The sequence below is a fragment of the Rhodanobacter sp. UC4438_H5 genome, assembly GCF_052978405.1.
On sequence record NZ_CM129672.1, the window covers coordinates 602,764 to 617,281 of the forward strand.

The following is a 14,518-nucleotide window of genomic DNA, read 5'->3' on the forward strand; positions in this document are numbered from 1 at the left end:
GCGCTCCGTTACTGGCCGTTCGCGGAAGCGCCGCCCGCCGGCGCCGTGGACGTCGCGCCGGCCGGCGCATCGCGGTGCCAGGGACTCGGCTTGGCCGGCTCGCCTTCCTTCACGTTCTGGATGCCGGAAACCACCACCTTGTCGCCGGCCTTCAGGCCGCCGCTGATTACCCAGTCGCCGTCGCGCATGTCGGCCGTGGTGACGTCCTTGCGCACGACCTTGTTGTCCGCACCCACGGTCATCACGTAGGCGCCGGTGGTGTCGCGCTGCACCGCCTGCTGCGGCAGCACGAACACCTTGTGGCGCTGGCCCAGGTTGGCCTGCAGGGTCACGTACATGCCCGGCAGCAGCTTGTGCTTCGGGTTGGGGATGGTGGCGCGCAAGTCCACCGAGCCGGTCGCCGGGTTGACCGTGGCGGCGGAGAAATCGACCGTGCCCGGCTCGGCGTAGGTGCTGCCGTCGGGCAGGGTGATGCGCACGCTGGCCTTGTTCTGGCCGGCCAGGGTGACGTTGCCCTCGCTCTGCGCCTGGCGCATGTTCTCCAGCGATTCCACGCTGAGCGTGAAGTTCACGTACAGCGGGTCGATCTGCTCGACCGTGGTGAGCAAGGTGGCCGCGCCGCTGCCCACCAGCGCGCCCTCGGTCACCTGCTGCTGCCCGGCGCGGCCGGCGATCGGCGCGGTGACGTTGGCGTAGCCCAGGTTGATGCGCGCGGTCTCCACGTTGGCGCGCGCGGCCTGCACGGCCGCGGCGCTGCTGCGCTCGGCGGCCAGCGCGTTGTCGAGGTCGGCCTTGGACACGTAGCCCTTGGGCGCCAGTTCGCGCACGCGCTGCGCGGTGACCTTGTTGTTGGTCCAACTGGCCTGGGCCTGCGCCAGCGAAGCCTTGGCCGCGTTCAACTCGGCCTGCAGCGGCGCCGGGTCGATCTGGAACAGCAACTGGCCGCGCGTGACGTCGGTGCCTTCCTCGTAATCGCGCTTGAGCAGCACGCCGGCCACCCGCGCGCGCACGTCGGCGCTGCGATAGGCGGAAAGGCGCCCGACCAGGTCGCGGGTCAGCGGCGAGTTCTGCGGTTGCACCGTGACCACGCCCACCTCGGGCGGCGGCATTTGCGGCGGACCGTTGCCGGTGCTCTTGCCGCAACCGGCCAATACCAGCAGGCACAGGCACAGCAGCGGCGAGCGCAGTGACGAAGGCTTCATGGGGACTCCGGTTCTCTTTCTTGTTCGGGGTGTGGGGAGGGGCGTCGCATGCGCCGCGCGGGAATCCGTTTCCGCCGCGCATCGGGTGTTGCCGGTGGCGCCCGAAACGCCGCCGTGGCGGCGCTTCGGAGATGTCACAACGTACAAACTGGACTGCGCAGTATACATTTTCCGGCGGCGTCGTTTCCAGCGCGGGTCGCGCGCGCAACCTCGCATGGTCGGAGGCAGCGGTCGATGAATATCCGCCGCCGCGCCACGCGCCGTTCGACACGCCGTTCGACACATTGTTCGACATCCGCGCGGGCCGCGTTGCGCGGCGGATCATCCGCGCCGCGTGCGGCGCCTCGCAGACGTTCGCCCCGGCCCGCGCGCGGGTGGATTCGGGAGGTGCCGCGGCGTATCCTTCCGAGGATTTATCGCGGCCCTTCCCACCTCCGTCCAACTAACAGCAGATGCCATGAATGCGACCCTTGCGGCAAATGACCCCTCCCTCCCGTCCGTAGTGCTCGCCGAGCTGAAAAAGAGCGGCATGTCGCCCCAGCGCCTGACCCAGGCCGAGGTGTTCTGCACCGCCTTCTTCGCACGGGTCGCCGGCAGCGATGTCCAGCTGCACACGCCGGTGCAGTGGGCGGCGCTGGTCGGCAGCCTGCTGGAGTTCATGCAGCAGCGCCCGGCCGGTCGCGCCGCGGTGCGCGTGCTGAGCCCCGCGGACCTCCACGCCGGGCGCAGCCTGCTGCAGGTGGTCACCGACGACATGCCGTTCCTGATCGACACGGTGAGCATGGTGGTGTCGACCAACCTGCAGATCCACGCGGTGATCCACCCGGTGCTGACCGTCTCGCGCGACGCCGCCGGCGCGCTGCAGGAGCTGGGCGGCAAGCAGGGTCACGCCGAGTCGGTGATGCATTTCGAGATCGACCGCCCGGCCGACGCCGCCGAGCAGGAGCAGTTGAAGGCGCAGGTCGAGGCGGCGCTGGAAGACGTGCGCGCCGCGGTCAACGACTGGAGCGCGATGCGCGAGCAGGCGCTGGCGATCGCCGCCGAGCTGCCGCAGCGCAAGATCCCGCTGGACGAGGCCTCGGCGAAGGAAGCGGCTGCCTTCATGCGCTGGCTGGCGGAGGACAACTTCACCTTCCTCGGCTATCGCGAATACGAGGTGGTCGATGCCGACGGCGACCGCGTGCTGCGTTCGCGCGAAGCCTCGGGCCTGGGCATCCTGCGCAAGACCGACCGCTCGCTGGCCCCGCGTTCGCTGCGCACCCTGGCCGCCAGCGAGCTGCCGCAGTCCGGCGCCACCGACGCGATCATCCTGACCAAGACCAACGCGCGCTCGCACGTGCATCGCCCCGGCTACATGGACTACATCGGCGTGCTGCAGTTCGGGCCTGATGGCCGCGCGGTCGCCGAGCAGCGCTTCCTGGGCCTGTTCACCTCCAGCGCCTACATGGCGCGCCCGCAGGAGGTGCCGCTGGTGCGGCACAAGGTCGAGGCGGTGCTGGCCCGCTCGGGCCTCAAGCGCGATTCGTACTCCGGCAAGTCGCTGCGCCACATCCTGGAAACGCTGCCGCGCGAGGAGCTGCTGCAGGGCACCGAGGAGGAGCTGTTCAACACCTCGATGGGCATTCTCGAACTGCGCCAGCGCGCACGCACGCGGCTGTTCGTGCGCCGCGACCGCTACGGGCGGTTCTTCACCTGCATGGTGTTCGTGCCGCGCGACCGCTTCAACACTTCGGTGCGCGAACGCATCGAAGCCACGCTGGGCATGGCGCTGCACGCGGTGCAGAGCGATTCCTCGGTGGAGATGGGCGAGTCGGCGCTGGCGCGGCTGACCATCGTGATGCGGCCGAAGATCGGCGACCAGCCTGCCTGCGACGTCGCCGAACTGGAGCACGCCGTGGCCGCGATCGTGCGCAACTGGCACGACGAGGTGCGCGACGCGCTGGTGCGCCTGCGCGGCGAACACGAGGGCGTGGTGCTGGCCAACCGCTACGCCCGCGCGCTGCCGGCCGGCTACGTCGAGGACGTCAGCCCGGCGGTGGCCGCGGAAGACATCCACGAGTTGTCGCAGCTGAGCGGCGAGCACGGCATCCGCATGTCGTTCTACCACCCGCCGCAGAACCCCGAGTCGCTGCGCTTCAAGGTGTACCGCAACGGCAGCGACATCTCGCTGTCCGAGGTCCTGCCGCAGCTGGAGAACCTCGGCTTGCGCGTGCTCACCGAGCATGTCTACGAGATCCCCGGCGACACGCCGTTGTCGATCCAGGATTTCGACGTGCAGCCCACCGGCAAGCTCGCCTTCAGCGTGGAGCAGGTCGGCGCGCTGTTCGAGGATGCGTTCGAGCATGTCTGGCGCGGCGCTGCGGAGAACGACGGCTTCAACCGGCTGGTGCTCGGCGCCAAGCTCGATTGGCGCCAGGTGGCGATGCTGCGCGGCTACAGCAAGTATCTGCTGCAGACCGGCGTGACCTTCTCGCAGGCGTACATGGAGGAGACGCTCAACCGCTATCCGGCGATCGCCGGCTTGCTGGTGGAGCTGTTCCTGGCCAAGTTCGACCCGCGTCGCGAGGCGCTCTCGCCCGACGAGCTGAAGATCGCCGGGGCCACCCTGGCGGTGGAGATGCGCACGCTGATCCCGGCCAACGTGCAGGCCGCGCAGCCCGGCCTGATCGACGAGCTGGGCGCCGCGCTGGCGCGTCCGCGCGCCGAGCAGGTCAAGGTCGTGGAAGCTGCCATCGGCGTGCTGCTGGAGAACGTGGCCAGCCTCGACGAGGACCGCATCCTGCGCAGCTTCGTGGGGCTGATCCGCGCCACCTTGCGCACCAGTTTCTTCCAGCAGTGGGAGGGCGCGTACCGCGACTACATCAGCTACAAGATCGACTCGCACCAGGTCGCCGAGCTGCCCAAGCCGGTGCCGTACCGCGAGATCTGGGTGTGCGCCCCGCGCGTGGAAGGCATCCACCTGCGCTTCGGCGCGGTCGCCCGCGGCGGCCTGCGCTGGTCCGACCGCCGCGAGGATTTCCGCACCGAGGTGCTGGGCCTGGTCAAGGCGCAGATGGTGAAGAACACGGTGATCGTGCCGGTCGGCTCCAAGGGCGGCTTCTTCGTCAAGAAGTCCCCCGACGGCGACCGCGACGCGGTGCTGGCCGAGGGCATCGCCTGCTACAAGCTCTTCATCAACGGCCTGCTCGACATCACCGACAACCTGGTCGAGGGCAAGGTGGTGCATCCGCACGACGTGGTGCGCCACGACGCGGACGACCCCTACCTGGTGGTGGCCGCCGACAAGGGCACGGCGAAGTTCTCCGACATCGCCAACGCCATCTCGATCGAGCACAACTACTGGCTGGGCGACGCGTTCGCCTCCGGCGGGTCGCACGGCTATGACCACAAGGGCATGGGCATCACCGCGCGCGGTGCGTGGGAGTCGGTCAAGCGCCACTTCCGCGCACTCGGCCGCGATTGCCAGAACGAGGATTTCACCTGCGTCGGCATCGGCGACATGTCCGGCGACGTGTTCGGCAACGGCATGCTGCTGTCCGAGCACATCCGGCTGGTGGCGGCGTTCGACCATCGCCACGTGTTCCTCGACCCGAACCCCGACGCGGCCCGTTCGTTCGTCGAGCGCAAGCGCATGTTCGACGTGCCGCGCTCGAGCTGGGACGACTACGACAAGTCGCTGATCTCCGCCGGCGGCGGCGTCTACCCGCGCAGCGCCAAGTCGATCCCGATCTCGCCCGAGGTGCGCGTCGCGCTGGGCCTGAAGCCCGACGTGGAACACCTGGCGCCGAACGATCTGCTCAGCGCGGTGCTCAAGGCGCCGGTCGACCTGCTCTGGAACGGCGGCATCGGTACCTACATCAAGGCCAGCAGCGAAACCCACGCCGACGTGCGCGACCGTGCCAACAACGGCCTGCGCATCGATGGCGCCGAGGTGCGCGCGAAGATCATCGGCGAGGGCGGCAACCTGGGCATGACCCAGAAAGGCCGCATCGAGGCGGCGCAGAAGGGCGTGCTGCTCAACACCGACTTCATCGACAACTCCGCCGGCGTGGACACCTCCGACCACGAGGTCAACATCAAGATCCTGCTCAACGACGCCGTGCAGCGCGGCGAGCTGAGTTTCGATGCCCGCAACACGCAACTGGCGGCAATGACCGACGAAGTGGCCGAGCTGGTGTTGTGGGACAACTACCGGCAGAACCAGGCGATCACGCTGATGGAGCACCAGTCGATCGGCCGCATCGGCTCGATGGCGCACTTCATCAAGACGCTGGAGAACGAGGGTGCGCTGGATCGCCAGGTGGAGAACCTGCCGTCGGAGGCCGAGCTGGCCGAGCGCAAGAGCCGCGGCCTGGGCCTGACCCGGCCGGAGCTTGCCGTGCTGCTGTCCTACGACAAGATGCGCCTGTTCCAGCAACTGCTGGACTCCGACGTGCCGGAAGACCCCTACCTGTCCAAGGAGCTGGTGCGCTACTTCCCGGCGCCGCTGCACGAGAAGTACGCCGAGCACATGCAGCGCCATCGGCTGAAGCGCGAGATCATCGCCACGGCGGTGACCAACTCGACCATCAACCGCATGGGCGCCACCTTCATGATGCGCATGCAGGAGGACACCGGCAAAGGTCCCGAGGCGATCGCCAAGGCGTACACGGCAGCGCGCGAGATCCTCGATGCGCGCCAGCTGTGGGCGCAGATCGAGGCGCTGGACAGCAAGGTCGCCGAGGACACCCAGGTCGATGCAGTGAAGCAGGTCTGGTCGCTGCTGCGCCACATGACTCGCTGGCTGCTCAACCGCCCCGGCGGCTCGCTCGACATTGCCGAAAACGTGGCGCGCTATCAGACAGGCGTTTCCGCCCTGCGCCAGGTACTGCCCGAGGTGCTCACGCCCACCGGCAAGGGCGACTTCGCCTGCACCCAGGAGAAATGGGAAGGCCTGGGCATGCCGGCCGAGCTCGGCCAGCGACTGGCCCGCATGCCGGACCTGCGCGCCGCGCTGGACATGGTCGAAGTCGTGCAGCAGAGCGGGCAGCCGATGGAAAAGGTGGCGCGGGTGTTCTTCGAACTGGGCGAAGTGCTGGATCTCGAGTGGCTGCGCGGCCAGATCGAGGCCTTGCCGGTGGAAGGTCACTGGCATGCGCAGGCACGCGGCTCGCTGCTCGACGAACTGAGCCACCAGCATCGTGCGTTGGCGCTGCAGGTGCTCGGCATGGCCGGCGCCACTGGCGACCTCTCGCCGGTGCAGGCCTGGCTGCAACGCGACGACGCCACCTTGCAGCACACCCGCAACATGCTGGCGGAAATCCTCACCCAGAACGCGGACTACCCGATCGCCTCGGTCGCCGTCCGTCGCCTGGCCCAGCTGGCACAGGTGCCGGTGGGTTGAGGGCAGGGAATAGGGAATAGGGAATAGGGAGTAGGGAATAGCGAATGGCAAAGGCGGCGGCGAGCAGGCTTGATCTGATGCGCGCGTTGCAGGGATGATCGGAACGGTCGGCTTGCCGGCTCTTCCGATTCCCTATTCCCTATTCCCGGCCTCCCATGCGCATCGCCTTCGTCGCCAGTGACACCAGTGTCGCCCAGCAGGCGAGGCGCAAGCTGGTGGAGCGGTACGGTGACGTGCCGGCGGTCGAGGCGGAGCTGATCGTGGCGCTGGGTGGCGATGGTTTCATGCTGCGCACCTTGCACCTGCACCACGCGCTGGACGTGCCGGTGTATGGCATGAAGCTGGGGCGGGTCGGCTTCCTGATGAACAAGCACAAGCTCGATGGCCTGCCCGAGCGGGTGGCGCGCGCGCACGCGGCGGAGCTGCATCCGCTGGAGATGCTGGTCACCGATGCGGACGGCGCCAGCCATCAGGCGCAGGCGTTCAACGAGGTGTCGCTGCTGCGCCAGAGCAATCAGGCCGCGCACCTGGAAGTGAAACTCAACGAGACGGTGAAGCTGCCCAACCTGGTCTGCGACGGCATCATGGTCGCCACGCCGGCGGGCTCCACCGCCTACAACCTCTCCGCGCACGGGCCGATCCTGCCGCTGGACGCGAACGTGCTCGCACTCACCCCGATCAGTCCTTTCCGCCCCCGCCGCTGGCGCGGCGCGATCCTGCCGCACCGTACCCAGGTCACGCTGCGCATCCTCGATCCGGGCAAGCGTCCGGTCAGCGCCACCGCCGATTTCCATGAAGTGCGCGACGTGCGCGAGGTGGTCGTGCGCCAGGCCGAAGGACGCGGCGTGCGCCTGCTGTTCGACCCGGAGCACAACCTGGAGCAGCGCATCCTGGACGAGCAGTTCGCCGCGGAATGAGAGGTGAGTGGAGAGGAGTGAGAAGTGAGAGAAGGCCGACTCCGCTGTTGCTCGCTCTCACTCCTCACTCCTCTGCACTCACTCCTCGCCCTTTGCGGTAGATTCGCGGCATGAGCCAGCCAACCGTTCACGATCCCGTATCCACCACCGACAACCGCCTGGTCGTCGCCATCTCCTCGCGCGCGCTGTTCGACCTCGGCGACAGCCACGCGCTGTTCGAGCGCGACGGCCTCGACGCCTACCGCTCGTTCCAGATCGACCATGAGAACGAGATCCTGCAACCCGGCGTGGCGTTCCCGCTGGTGCAGAAGCTGCTGGGCCTCAACAAGCTGGCCGGCGACGTGCCGCCGGTCGAGGTGATCCTGCTGTCGCGCAACTCCGGTGACACCGGCCTGCGCATTTTCAACGCGATCCAGCATTACGGCCTGGAAATCAGCCGCGCCGCGTTCACCAGTGGCGCGCCCACCTCCGACTACATCGCGCCGTTCAAGGCCGACCTGTTCCTCTCGGCCAACGCCGAGGACGTCGGCCGCGCGCTGGCCGCCGGCGTGGCTGCGGCGACGATCCTGCCCAGCACCGCGCCGCCGCGCATGAGCGAGCAACTGCGCATCGCGTTCGACGGCGACGCCGTGATCTTCGGTGATGAGGGCGAGCGTGTCTCGCGCGAGGAAGGCCTGGAAGCCTTCCATCGCAGCGAAACCGAACACGCCGCCGAGCCGCTGTCGGTGGGTCCGTTTCGCGGCTTCCTCACCGCGCTGCATCACCTGCAGACCGCGTTCCCGGCCGAGGACTCGCCGATCCGCACCGCCTTGGTGACCGCCCGTTCCGCGCCCGCGCACAAGCGCGTCATCCTCACCTTGCGCAAGTGGGGCGTGCGCATCGATGAGGCGCTGTTCCTCGGTGGCCGCGACAAGGGGCCGTTCCTCGACGCGTTCGGCGCCGACATCTTCTTCGACGACTCGCCGGCGAACGTGGAGTCCGCGCGCAAGCACGTGGCGACCGGGCACGTGCCGCACGGGGTCAGCAACCGCTGAGCGCGGTGCCGGCAGCGAATGGCGCGCCGGCTTACGCGCCGCGCCATCCCTCGAACCCGGTGAACATGGCCGCGGCGATCAGCAAGGCGCCCACGCAGCGGGTCGCCAGCATTCCGGCCTTCGGCTTGCCTTGCAGCCATGCGCGGGCGCGGTCGGCCATCAGCGCCAGTCCGCCGTACACGCACAGCTGGTTGAGCGCGATGATCAGCCACAGCACCAGCGCCTGCATCGCGATCGGGCCATGCTCCGGGCGCAGGAACTGCGGAAAGACCGCCAGCATGAACAGGTAGGCCTTGGGGTTGAGCAGGCAGGTCAGCATGCCCTGGCGGAACGTCGCCGCGTGCGAGCGCCGCGAGGCATCCGGCTGCAGGGCCGGCGCGGCGTCGCTGCGCATCAGCGAAAGGCCGATCCAGGCGATGTACAGCGCGCCGGCCAGCAGCAGCGCGTTGAATGCACCAGGGACCAATTCCAGCAGCACGCTGATGCCCAGCGCGGTCATCACGACATGGCACACGCCGCCAGCGACGATGCCGGCCAGCGCAGCGAAGCCGCGGCGGCGGCCGCCTGCCAGCGTGCTGCCCAGCACGAAGGCCATGTCCAGGCCGGGCAGCACCATGATGCCGAAGACCAGTGCGAAGAACAGCCACAGTTGCTCGACGTGGTTCATGGTGAAACCCCGGCGCCCGCGCCGGCAAGCCAGCGCAGGCGCGAGCGTGGGGTCGGGTCCATCACCACGCGTTCCGGCGCGCCGCGCAGGAGGCCACTGGCGGCGAGCGTGCGTTCGGCCGCGGCCAGCCGTGGCGCGAGTCGCTCATCCAGCGTTGCGTTGTCGCGAACCACGCCGAGCCATACGAGGAACGGACCGTCGGTGCGTATCGGCAACTGCGGGAAGTTGTTCGGCACATCCAGCGACACCAGCACGCCGGCCGGGTGCACGCCCTCGATGCGGTAGCCGGCGAACGCGGCCTCGGCCTGTTTCGCGAAGGCCTCCTCGCTGCCTTTCTTCACCGCGAAGATCTGCGCCACCACGATGCCTTGCGCGCCGCGCTCCTCGGTCACCGGGTCGACCGCCGGCAGCACGCTGATGCCGTGTTCCGGATGCAGCGGGCGCAGCAGCATCACGTTGTCGCTGTCCGGCAGGATCGCGTTGACCTTGATCCGGTGTTCCTTCCACAGCGGCCCGTAGTAGAACGCCGCATTGACGATCGGGCGTGCATTGATGTCGTGGAAGCCGCGCAGCCAGGTGAAGCGGTTCGGTTGCCCGCGCTCGGTGAACTGGCCGAACACCATCGCGCCCAGCTGCTCGAAGGCCTCCGGGAAATACGCGTCGAAGTACTTGACGAAGTGCGCCAGCTCGCCGTCTGCGGTGACGTAGCGGCGGAATTCGACGACCTGGTAGTCCTTGAGGTGCTGCACGCTTTCCATCATGGGGGCCTCGTTCGCGGGTTTGCCGTGTGCCGACATGGCTGCACCGAGCGCGATGCCCGCGACGATGCCGGGTAACAGTCGCTTGAAGTGGTTCATGGGTATCCCTGGCCTGGACGCCGGGTGGCGCAGGACACACGCTAAAACCCATACAGGGCAAATTGCGCCCTGATTTGTCGCTACCATGGCCGCCATGGCCAAACCCACCACGCGCGTGCTGGCGGTGCTCGACCTGCTGCAGAGCCACGGCCGCATGAGCGGCCCCGAACTGGCGCGCCGGGTCGGCGTCGACGTGCGCACGCTGCGGCGCTACATCGTGATGCTGGAGGACCTCGGCATCCCGCTCACCACCGAGCGCGGCCGCCACGGTGCCTACATGCTGGTCGCCGGCTTCAGGCTGCCGCCGATGATGTTCACCAACGACGAGGCGGTGGCGCTGTCGGTGGGCATGGTGGCGGCGCGCGGACTGGGCCTGGCCGAGGCGGCGCCGGCGGTGGAAAGCGTGCAGGCGAAACTGGCGCGGGTGATGCCCGATGGCCTGAAGCGCCACGTGCGCGCGATCGCCGATACGGTCAAGGTCGATATGCTGCCGGCCACAATCATGCCGACCAGCAACGCCGCGCTGATCACGCTGACCACCGCGGCGCAGGCGCAGCAGCGGGTGCGCATGAGTTACGACTCGGCCCAGGGCAGCCACACCGAACGCGAGTTCGATCCGTACGGCCTGGCCTGGCGCGGCGGTGCCTGGTACGCGCTGGGCATGTGCCAACTGCGCCACGGGCTGCGCTCGTTCCGGCTGGACCGGATGGGCCAGGTGACCTTGCTGGACCACCATTTCGAGCGGCCCGACGATTTCGATGCGCTGGAGCATCTGGTGCAGGGCATCGCCGGCATGCCACGCGGCCGCGACATCGAGGTGTTGCTGCATGCGGACCTGCCGACCGCACGGCACGCGTTCTCGCTGGGTTTTGGCCTGCTGGAGCCGCTGGATCGCGGCGTGTTGTTGCGCAGCAGCGCCGATGACCTGGCCTGGTTTGCCCGCCAGCTCGCCGCGGTGCCGTTCGACTTCGAGATTCGCACGCCATCGGCATTGCGTGCCGAGCTGGCGCGCTGCGCCGTGCGCCTGCAGAAGCTGGCTAGATCATCCGTACGCGCTTCCACCAGCGCGTCACCTGCTCCTCGCGCACGAAGGTGAACAGGCCGGCGCCCAGGATGATCGCGATGCCGGTCGCCATGGGCCAGTCCAGCCGGTCATGGAAGACCACGTAGCCGAGCAGCACGGCCCACAGCATCTGGCTGTACTGGGTTGGTGCGACGTGGTTCGCCGGCGCTATTTGCGTGGCCAGCATCAGCAGCACGGAGCCGAGTGCGGCGAGCAGGCCGTAGCCCAGCAGCAGGCCCCACTGGGCGAGGTCCGGCCAGCGGAAGTTGGCCAGCATCAGCAGGCCGGCCACCAGCATCGAGCCGACCATGCCGGCGCCGTACAAGGTGACGCGTTTCTCGTGCGGCCCGGCCATGCGCAGCGCGATCATCGAGACGGCGCCGGAAAGCCCGCACACGATCGCCGCCAGATGCCCGATGCCCAGCACGCGGAAGCCCGGCCGCAGCACCACCAGCACGCCGACGAAACCGGCCACCACCGCCGACCAGCGGCGCCAGCCCACGGCTTCCTTCAGCACCAGCACCGACAGGATGGTGACGAAGATCGGCAGCAGGAAGATCAGCGCGAACGCCTCGGCCATCGGCAGCGCGGTGAACGCCATCACCGCCGCGATGCTGCCCATCGCGCTGGCGAGCGCACGTACCAGCCACAGGCCGGGGCGCTGCGCCCGCACCACGTCGCGCCAGCGGTCGTCGCTTCCCTTGATGAAGGGCAGGGCCGTCAGCCCCAGCGCGGCGCCGAAAAACACGGCCTCGTAGGCCGGCAGCGAGCCGCGCAGCGACTTCACGAACGCGTCGCTGGCGGCGAAGGCGGCAAAAGCCATGAAGCCGAGCAAGACACCTTTGAACATGGATTTTCGGGGGGCAGATGTGCGGCGGAGAGAGGGGCCGGGACAGGCGCGCTCCATACGCACCCGTCGGGGCCGCCCGGCCTGTGCGGGCGCATGGGTCGCGCTACAATACCGGCTTTTACGCGCCCCCTCTGGAGCTTCCATGGCTGTCCGTCTGAATCCGCTCGATCTGTACGATGTCCGCGCGCTGCTCAGCGACGAGGAGCGCATGGTGCAGGATTCCGTCGGCCGCTTCGTCGACGAGCGCGTGCTGCCGATCATCGGCGACTGCTTCGACCAGGGCCGCTTCCCGAAGGAGCTGATCCCCGAGATCGCCGGTCTGGGCCTGCTCGGCGCGACGATCCCCGAGCAGTACGGCGGCGGCGGCATGAACGGCGTCAGCTACGGCCTGATCTGCCAGGAGCTGGAGCGCGGCGATTCGGGCCTGCGCAGCTTCGCCTCGGTTCAGAGCTCGCTGTGCATGTACCCGATCTTCGCCTACGGCAGCGAGGAGCAGAAGCAGCAGTACCTGCCGCGGATGTCGGCCGGCGAAGTGATCGGCTGCTTCGGCCTGACCGAACCGCATGGCGGCTCCGATCCGGCCAACATGAAGACCAACGCGAAGAAGGACGGCGGCGATTGGGTTATCAACGGCGCCAAGATGTGGATCACCAACGGCAACCTGGCGCACATCGCGATCGTCTGGGCGCAGACCGACGACGGCATCCAGGGCTTCGTGGTGCCGACCGACACGGCCGGCTTCAAGGCGCAGGAAATCCACAAGAAGATGAGCCTGCGCGCCTCGGTCACCAGCGCGCTGTTCTTCGACAACGTGCGCGTGCCGGACAGCGCGCGGCTGCCGAACGTGAAGGGCCTGAAGGGCCCGCTCGGCTGCCTGACCCAGGCGCGCTACGGCATCACCTGGGGTCCGATCGGTGCGGCGCAGGCCTGCCTGAAGGAAGTGCTCGACTACACCGCCGAGCGCATGCTGTTCGGCAAGCCGCTCGCCTCCAACCAGGCGATCCAGCTGAAGATGGCCGACATGGCCAGGCGCATCACCACCGCGCAGCTGCTGTCGCTGCAACTCGGTCGCCTCAAGGATGCCGGCAAGATGCAGCCGACCCAGGTGTCGCTGGCCAAGTGGAACAACTGCCGCATGGCGATCGACATCGCGCGCCAGTGCCGCGACATCCTCGGCGGTGCCGGCATCACCACCGAGCACTCGGCCATCCGCCATGCGCTGAACCTGGAATCGGTAATCACCTACGAGGGCACCGAGACCGTGCACGAGCTGGTGGTCGGCCGCGAGCTGACGGGGATCAACGCGTTCTGAGGCATGGCGCCAGGTGCCTTCCCGGCTCGTCATCCCGGCGAAAGCCGGGAGCCAGTGCCTTTCCCCATGCCGGAAACACTGGATGACCAGCTTCGCTGTGGTGAAGCTTCTCCGGCGTTCGCCGGAGTGACGGCGCCAGGCATCGCCGCTTAGGCCGGAGTGTTGTATGGGTTGGCAAGACATCCGCATTGAAACCGATCGCCTCATCCTCCGCCCGACCCGGCCGGAGGATTTCGAGGGCTGGGCGACGCTGATGGCCGACGCGGAGAACGCACGCCACATCGGTGGCCCGCAGCCACGGGCAGTGGCGTGGCGCGGCTTCCTGTCCATGGCGGGGGCCTGGGCGATGCAGGGCTTCGGCATGTTTTCGGTGATCGAGAAAAGCAGCGGCCGATGGATCGGACGGCTCGGGCCGTGGTGTCCGGAAGGCTGGCCCGGCACCGAAGTGGGCTGGGGCTTGTTGCGCGATGCCTGGGGCAAGGGTTATGCGACGGAAGGTTCGGTGGCGGCGATCGACTGGGCCTTTGCCCAGTTGGGCTGGACCGAGGTGATCCACACCATTGCGCCGGACAACCTTGCATCGCAAAGCGTCGCGCGCCGACTCGGCTCAAGCCTGATCGGTCCCGGCCGCCTGCCCGAACCGTTCCAGGATCTGCCGGTGGAGATCTGGGGGCAGAGTCGCGAAGCCTGGGAACGCCGCCGCGCATGAGCCATCTCTCGCCCGCGCTGTATGCCACCCTGGCCGACGTGGTGCCCGATCTGCACGTGCACTGCGCCGATCCGTGGTGCCTGATCGGCAGCGTCGCGGCGTTGGTGCTTGGTGCCGAGGTCAGCGTGGCCGACGTGGACGTGCTGACCTCGCGCGCCGATGCGGACACGCTGATGCAGGTGTGGGCGCAGCAGCGCGAACCCGCATTCACGCCACCGGATGGCGACCGCTTCCGCTCGCATTTCGCCCGCTTCCGTTTTCCCGGCGCGCCGGTCGAGGTGATGGGCGGGCTTGAACTCCACCTCGACGGTCGCTGGCAGCCAGTGGCGCCGGGCAAGCTGGTGCTCGCCGGCGTGAACGGCCTCGCCGTGCCGGTACCGTGCATCGACGACCAGATCCGCCTGCTCGAAAGTTTCGGTCGCGAGAAGGATCTGCGGCGCGCCGCCGTGCTGCGCGCGCTGCGGGTACCGGCTTTCCCCTTGCCTGTTGTTTCATCCCGCTGAGCGACTCCGTTGTCGCCGGCC

12 protein-coding genes are annotated in these 14,518 nt (G+C 68.4%); 8 read left to right on the top strand and 4 right to left on the bottom strand.

Features of this window, described 5'->3' with window-relative positions:
* Positions 1-8 precede the first annotated feature (8 nt).
* Positions 9-1,202, bottom strand: coding sequence for an efflux RND transporter periplasmic adaptor subunit (locus ACVCL9_RS02690; protein ID WP_395117555.1), 1,194 nt, complete (start codon positions 1,200-1,202; stop codon positions 9-11).
* 131 nt (positions 1,203-1,333) lie between these two features.
* Here ACVCL9_RS02690 and ACVCL9_RS02695 point away from each other — a divergent pair, with 131 nt between their 5' ends.
* The 4 genes from ACVCL9_RS02695 (at position 1,334) to ACVCL9_RS02710 (ending at position 8,536) form a co-directional block, all read left to right on the top strand.
* Positions 1,334-1,648 carry a hypothetical protein gene (locus ACVCL9_RS02695; protein WP_447099219.1) on the top strand — a complete coding sequence of 105 codons (315 nt, stop codon included), beginning with the start codon at positions 1,334-1,336 and terminating at the stop codon, positions 1,646-1,648.
* A gap of 11 nt (positions 1,649-1,659) precedes the next feature.
* Entirely contained in the window at positions 1,660-6,585 is a 4,926-nt protein-coding gene (locus ACVCL9_RS02700; RefSeq protein ID WP_447099218.1) for an NAD-glutamate dehydrogenase, read from the top strand.
* A gap of 155 nt (positions 6,586-6,740) precedes the next feature.
* Complete coding sequence (locus tag ACVCL9_RS02705; RefSeq protein ID WP_447099217.1) at positions 6,741-7,502, top strand: NAD kinase; 762 nt, start codon at positions 6,741-6,743, stop codon at positions 7,500-7,502.
* A 110-nt stretch (positions 7,503-7,612) separates the two neighbouring features.
* On the top strand, positions 7,613-8,536 hold the full coding sequence (locus tag ACVCL9_RS02710) for a 5'-nucleotidase (protein WP_447099216.1): 924 nt from the start codon (positions 7,613-7,615) through the stop codon (positions 8,534-8,536).
* Positions 8,537-8,567: 31 nt separating this feature from the next.
* Here the strand turns inward: ACVCL9_RS02710 and ACVCL9_RS02715 are convergent, their stop codons facing one another.
* Positions 8,568-9,203: a LysE family translocator gene (locus tag ACVCL9_RS02715; RefSeq protein WP_395117563.1), complete on the bottom strand. Its 636-nt coding sequence runs from the start codon at positions 9,201-9,203 to the stop codon at positions 8,568-8,570.
* A complete protein-coding gene (locus tag ACVCL9_RS02720) occupies positions 9,200-10,060 on the bottom strand; it encodes an NIPSNAP family protein (RefSeq protein ID WP_395117565.1) in 861 nt (286 codons plus the stop codon). Before ACVCL9_RS02720 ends, ACVCL9_RS02715 begins: the two co-directional genes overlap by 4 nt.
* Before the next feature lie 94 nt (positions 10,061-10,154).
* Here ACVCL9_RS02720 and ACVCL9_RS02725 point away from each other — a divergent pair, with 94 nt between their 5' ends.
* Positions 10,155-11,156, top strand: a complete 1,002-nt coding sequence (locus ACVCL9_RS02725) for a helix-turn-helix transcriptional regulator (RefSeq protein WP_447099215.1) — start codon at positions 10,155-10,157, stop codon at positions 11,154-11,156.
* Here ACVCL9_RS02725 and ACVCL9_RS02730 read toward each other — a convergent pair.
* Positions 11,098-11,973 (bottom strand): DMT family transporter, encoded by an 876-nt coding sequence (locus ACVCL9_RS02730; RefSeq protein ID WP_395117569.1) that lies wholly within the window; start codon positions 11,971-11,973, stop codon positions 11,098-11,100. The genes ACVCL9_RS02725 and ACVCL9_RS02730 overlap by 59 nt on opposite strands.
* Before the next feature lie 142 nt (positions 11,974-12,115).
* Here ACVCL9_RS02730 and ACVCL9_RS02735 point away from each other — a divergent pair, with 142 nt between their 5' ends.
* The 3 genes from ACVCL9_RS02735 to ACVCL9_RS02745 all read left to right on the top strand — a co-directional run bounded on the left by ACVCL9_RS02735 (position 12,116) and on the right by ACVCL9_RS02745 (position 14,497).
* On the top strand, positions 12,116-13,285 hold the full coding sequence (locus ACVCL9_RS02735) for an acyl-CoA dehydrogenase family protein (RefSeq protein WP_395117571.1): 1,170 nt from the start codon (positions 12,116-12,118) through the stop codon (positions 13,283-13,285).
* A gap of 166 nt (positions 13,286-13,451) precedes the next feature.
* A complete protein-coding gene (locus ACVCL9_RS02740) occupies positions 13,452-13,994 on the top strand; it encodes a GNAT family N-acetyltransferase (protein ID WP_395117573.1) in 543 nt (180 codons plus the stop codon).
* Entirely contained in the window at positions 13,991-14,497 is a 507-nt protein-coding gene (locus ACVCL9_RS02745) for a hypothetical protein (protein WP_447099214.1), read from the top strand. The genes ACVCL9_RS02740 and ACVCL9_RS02745 overlap by 4 nt, the downstream gene beginning before the upstream one ends.
* The last annotated feature ends 21 nt before the right edge of the window (positions 14,498-14,518 follow it).

Bases quoted from the DNA above. Each gene is read 5' to 3' on its own strand.
- ACVCL9_RS02690 (WP_395117555.1), bottom strand. From the start codon at position 1,202: ATGAAGCCTTCGTCACTGCGCTCGCCGCTGCTGTGCCTGTGCCTGCTG.
- ACVCL9_RS02730 (WP_395117569.1), bottom strand. From the start codon at position 11,973: ATGTTCAAAGGTGTCTTGCTCGGCTTCATGGCTTTTGCCGCCTTCGCC.
- ACVCL9_RS02735 (WP_395117571.1), top strand. From the start codon at position 12,116: ATGGCTGTCCGTCTGAATCCGCTCGATCTGTACGATGTCCGCGCGCTG.
- ACVCL9_RS02700 (WP_447099218.1), top strand. From the start codon at position 1,660: ATGAATGCGACCCTTGCGGCAAATGACCCCTCCCTCCCGTCCGTAGTG.
- ACVCL9_RS02720 (WP_395117565.1), bottom strand. From the start codon at position 10,060: ATGAACCACTTCAAGCGACTGTTACCCGGCATCGTCGCGGGCATCGCG.
- ACVCL9_RS02695 (WP_447099219.1), top strand. From the start codon at position 1,334: ATGTCACAACGTACAAACTGGACTGCGCAGTATACATTTTCCGGCGGC.
- ACVCL9_RS02740 (WP_395117573.1), top strand. From the start codon at position 13,452: ATGGGTTGGCAAGACATCCGCATTGAAACCGATCGCCTCATCCTCCGC.
- ACVCL9_RS02745 (WP_447099214.1), top strand. From the start codon at position 13,991: ATGAGCCATCTCTCGCCCGCGCTGTATGCCACCCTGGCCGACGTGGTG.
- ACVCL9_RS02710 (WP_447099216.1), top strand. From the start codon at position 7,613: ATGAGCCAGCCAACCGTTCACGATCCCGTATCCACCACCGACAACCGC.
- ACVCL9_RS02705 (WP_447099217.1), top strand. From the start codon at position 6,741: ATGCGCATCGCCTTCGTCGCCAGTGACACCAGTGTCGCCCAGCAGGCG.
- ACVCL9_RS02725 (WP_447099215.1), top strand. From the start codon at position 10,155: ATGGCCAAACCCACCACGCGCGTGCTGGCGGTGCTCGACCTGCTGCAG.
- ACVCL9_RS02715 (WP_395117563.1), bottom strand. From the start codon at position 9,203: ATGAACCACGTCGAGCAACTGTGGCTGTTCTTCGCACTGGTCTTCGGC.